The sequence below is a fragment of the Mesorhizobium sp. M7A.F.Ca.ET.027.03.2.1 genome, from assembly GCF_003999175.1.
Lineage (GTDB): Bacteria > Pseudomonadota > Alphaproteobacteria > Rhizobiales > Rhizobiaceae > Mesorhizobium.
The window spans coordinates 1-3,824 of sequence record NZ_RZOM01000593.1 but is presented as its reverse complement, the minus strand read 5'-3'; the positions used below and the strand labels follow the sequence as shown (position 1 = coordinate 3,824).

Annotated in this window: 4 protein-coding genes; 1 reads left to right on the top strand and 3 read right to left on the bottom strand. The window is 65.1% G+C overall.

All coding sequences use genetic code 11. The features are described from left to right. Positions 1-195: 195 nt before the first annotated feature. Entirely contained in the window at positions 196-1,299 is a 1,104-nt protein-coding gene (locus EN750_RS22945; RefSeq protein WP_127397738.1) for a saccharopine dehydrogenase family protein, read from the bottom strand. Positions 1,300-1,414: 115 nt separating this feature from the next. On the opposite strand from EN750_RS22945, the gene EN750_RS22940 reads away from it, so the two are divergent. Beyond that, positions 1,415-1,843, top strand: a complete 429-nt coding sequence (locus EN750_RS22940; RefSeq protein ID WP_127329250.1) for an Lrp/AsnC family transcriptional regulator — start codon at positions 1,415-1,417, stop codon at positions 1,841-1,843. 164 nt (positions 1,844-2,007) lie between these two features. Here the strand turns inward: EN750_RS22940 and EN750_RS22935 are convergent, their stop codons facing one another. Both EN750_RS22935 and EN750_RS22930 read right to left on the bottom strand, forming a co-directional pair. Beyond that, a complete protein-coding gene (locus tag EN750_RS22935) occupies positions 2,008-3,378 on the bottom strand; it encodes an ATP-binding protein (protein ID WP_127397737.1) in 1,371 nt (456 codons plus the stop codon). Continuing rightward, a partial coding sequence (locus EN750_RS22930) for a winged helix-turn-helix domain-containing protein (RefSeq protein WP_127397736.1) occupies positions 3,375-3,824 on the bottom strand: 450 nt, incomplete at its 5' end. The genes EN750_RS22935 and EN750_RS22930, both read right to left, overlap by 4 nt.

The window sequence follows — 3,824 nt, the reverse complement described above, 5'->3', positions numbered from 1 at the left end:
CTCGCCCCCCTCTGTCCTGCCGGACATCTCCCCCTCAAGGGGGGAGATCAGCAGTTTCGGGCAACCCGCCTCTTCCAAGACTTTGAAAATTGGCGAAATCTAAGATGACAGCCGATCTCCCCCCTAGAGGGGGAGATGCCCGGCAGGGCAGAGGGGGCACTGTCCCGCCAGCCTCTCACAAGAGAGAGACGCTGATCACCCCGCCAGCCGGCTCACCATCTCGTGCTGCGCATAGGCGCGCCCGAAACGGTTGGCCAGAAACGCGTCAAGCGCGATGTCTTCCTGCTTGATGAAGCCCGTCGCCGGCAGGCTGCCGTCGGCCAGCATGTCGAGCACGGCGCAGATACCGGACGCCGTGGTGATCTGGATGGCGCTGCGCACCTGGTCGCCGATGCGCCTGGAGTAGATCTTGTTGGCGTAGGTCTCCTGCAGCAGGCGGCCATTCTTGCGGCCGGAGACGGTGACGAAGACGATGACCACGTCCTGCAGCGTCGCCGGCAGGGCGCTCTCGAAAATGTCTTTCAGCACGTCACGGCGGTGGCGCAGGCCGAGATCGTTGAGCAGCGCCTTCATGATCGCGGCGTGGCCGGGATAGCGGATGGTGCGGTAGTTGAGCGTGCGCACTCTGCCCTTCAGCGTCTCGGCCAGCGTGCCAAGGCCGCCGGAGGTGTTGAACGCTTCGTAGGTGACGCCGTCGAGCGAGAACTCCTCGCGCTCTTCCAGTGGCGGCACCTCGACCAGCTCGCCTTCGACGATTGCCTCGCAGGGCTCGCAATATTCGTTGATGACGCCGTCGGTGCTCCAGGTCAGGTTGTAGTTCAGCGCGTTGGACGGGTATTGCGGCAAAGCGCCGACGCGCATGCGCACGCTCTCCAGCGAATCGAACCGGCTGGCGAGATCGTTGGCGACGATCGAGATGAAGCCCGGCGCCAGGCCGCATTGCGGAATGAAGGCGCTTCTGCCCGAACGCGCCAGTTCCTTGACGCGGCGGGTCGAGACGACGTCCTCGGTCAGGTCGAGATAGTGCACGCCGGCACTGGCCGCCGCTTCGGCGATGCGGGTGGTCAGATGGAAGGGAGCGGCGCTGAGCACCGCGAATTTGCCGGCGAGCGCGGCTTCCAGCGCGCCGGCGGCTTCGATGTCGAGCTCCAGCGTCGCAACCGTGGCCGGCAGTTCGGCAGCAGCGAGCTGTGCTGCCGAGCGGTCGACGAGCGTGACCTGATAATCCCCAGTGGCGGCGAGCATCTCGGCAATGGTCGAGCCGATCTTTCCGGCGCCGACAACGACAATTTTTTTCATGACCGATCCCTCACTGATTGTGAGCTCAGATTCGCAGCTTGCCCGTCGAATGGAAGCGTGGTTTTGTTCGAAACGAAACCGTTGATTGGACAGTCTGCCGAGAAGAATCGTCGAAATGCTCAGTGACGCCGAACAGGCTCTGCTTTCCCTGCTGCGCGAGAATGCGCGCGCCTCGACCGCCGAGCTGGCGCGGCGGCTTGGCGTGTCTCGAACGACCGTGCAGAGCCGCATCGAGCGGCTGGAGCAGCGCGGCATCATATCAGGCTATGGCGTCCGGCTGGCGCCGGACTACGAGCAGGGGCTGGTGCGGGCGCATGTACTGCTCACCGTGACGCCCAAGCTCGCCGACAAGGTGGTGCGCGGCCTGCGCGCCCTGACGACGGTCCGGACGCTGCATTCGGTCAGCGGCAATTTCGACATGATCGTCATCGTCGACGCGCCATCGATCCGCGACCTCGACATGCTGCTCGACCAGATCGGCGCCATGGACGGGGTCGAGCGGACCCTGTCGTCGATCATCCTGTCGACGCGGATCGATCGGTGAAGCTGCTGGTTTCCCCCCTCGAGGGGGAGATGGCCGGCAGGCCAGAGGGGGTCGGTCCGACCGGATGCGACCTCCTTGCGACAGATGGAGGCTGGCGCTTCACGCGAGGCGACCCCCTCTGTCGCCTTCGGCGACATCTCCCCCTCAAGGGGGGAGATCGGCCTCTAATCCATCGCCAGCGGAAAACTCACCGCCACCGCAAGCCCGGGCTGCCCATCGCCCAGCGTGATCGATGCGCCATGCAGATCGGCGATTGCCCGGACAAGGCTGAGACCCAGCCCGCTGCCCGATGTCGACCGGCTATGGTCCAGCCGATAGAGCCGCTGGAACACTTTCTCGCGCTCTTCCGCCGGAATGCCGGGACCGTTGTCGGCGACGCCGGCAACGACGCGTTCGCCCTGGCGCGCCGCCGACAGCTTTATCGTCGTGCCCGATGGACAATGGCGCAGCGCGTTCTCGACCAGATTGGCGAACATCTGCGTCAACAGCTCGCGATCGCCATGGATCCGGTCCGTCGTTTCCTGTGGTTGCGCCAACGACAGCGACTTTCCGTCGTCCTCGGCAACATCGGCATAGATTTCGGCGATGGTTTGCAGCACCTCGCCCAGATCGACATCGGTGAACCGCGCCCGGCGGGCGCCGGCCTCGATCTGCGCGATGCGCAGCAGGGCATCGAAGGTCTCGTTGATCTGCAGGCTCTCGGCATGCGCCTCGGCCAGTTCAGCGGCGATTTTCTGGCCCGACAGGTTCTTTTCCGACGCGGTATCGAGGATCATCTGCAACCGGTTGAGCGGCGTCTTCAGATCGTGGGCGATGTTGGCGCTGACCTGTTTCATGCCTTCGACCAGTGCCGACAGGCGGTCGAGCGCGGCATTGACCTGGCTGGAGACGATGTCGATGTCGTCGCGCTTGCCGGTCAGGGGAATGCGGGTGTCCAGCCGTCCGTGCGAGACATCCACCATGGTGGCGGCAATGCCGTCGAGACGGCGCTGGACCCGCGAGGCCAGCAGGGCGCCGCCGGCGACCGCCAGCCCGGTGATGATCAGGGTTCCCCAGCCAAAGCTCATCAGCACGATCCTCTCCAGCTCCTCCGTCTCGGAAAGGCTGAAGGCGACGGTCAGGGTGTTGCCGCCGACCGGGCCGGAATAGGCGCGGTACTCGGCGCCGGGCGGCACGCCGGGCATTTCGGTGTCGAACATCGAGAAGCCGTCGGGAAGCCCTGCCGCGGTGAAGTTGCCGGCCAGGCGATTGCCCGTCGCGTCGGTCAGCGAAAACAGCTGCTCCTTTTTGAGGCTGCGCAGCGAGTGGCTGCCGACGGTCTCGACCAGCTCCTTGAGATCGTTCTCGGCATAGGTTGCGGCGACGACCGCGTAGGTCTCCTTGATGGTGTCGTCGAGCCGCTCGGCAAGATCGGCGCTCATCATCTGGTAGACGATGGCGCCAGACAGGACGAAGGCGAGCACGAACAGGAAGGCGAAGGTCAGGGCCAGCCGGAACGGCGTGCTGCGCAGCAGGCGGGACCATGTTCCGGTCATGACGGCGCGTGCAGGCTGTAGCCGGTGTTGCGGACGGTGTGGATGAGCTGGGTTTCGAAGGGCTTGTCGACCTTGGCCCGCAGCCGGCTGATATGGGTCTCGACGACGCTGGTCCTGGGATCGAAATGAAAATCCCAGACGCGCTCCAGAAGCATGGTCCGGGTGATGACGCGGCCTTCGCCGCGCATCAGCACTTCCAGCAGGCTGAATTCCCTGGGCTGCAGGTCGATCGGCTGGCCCCGCCTCGTGACCCGCCGCATGATCAGGTCCATTTCGAGGTCGGCGACCCGCAGGACGGTTTTCTGCTCCTGCGCCGCCGGCCGCCGGCCAAGCGCGTTGATGCGGGCGAGAAGTTCGGAAAAGGCGAAGGGCTTGACCAGATAGTCGTCGCCGCCGGCCTCCAGCCCCTCGACGCGATCGTCGATGCCGCCGACGGAGGTGAGAAA

Excerpts from the sequence above, each read along its gene's own strand:
- EN750_RS22945 (WP_127397738.1), bottom strand. The coding sequence starts at position 1,299 with ATGAAAAAAATTGTCGTTGTCGGCGCCGGAAAGATCGGCTCGACCATT.
- EN750_RS22940 (WP_127329250.1), top strand. The coding sequence starts at position 1,415 with ATGCTCAGTGACGCCGAACAGGCTCTGCTTTCCCTGCTGCGCGAGAAT.
- EN750_RS22935 (WP_127397737.1), bottom strand. The coding sequence starts at position 3,378 with ATGACCGGAACATGGTCCCGCCTGCTGCGCAGCACGCCGTTCCGGCTG.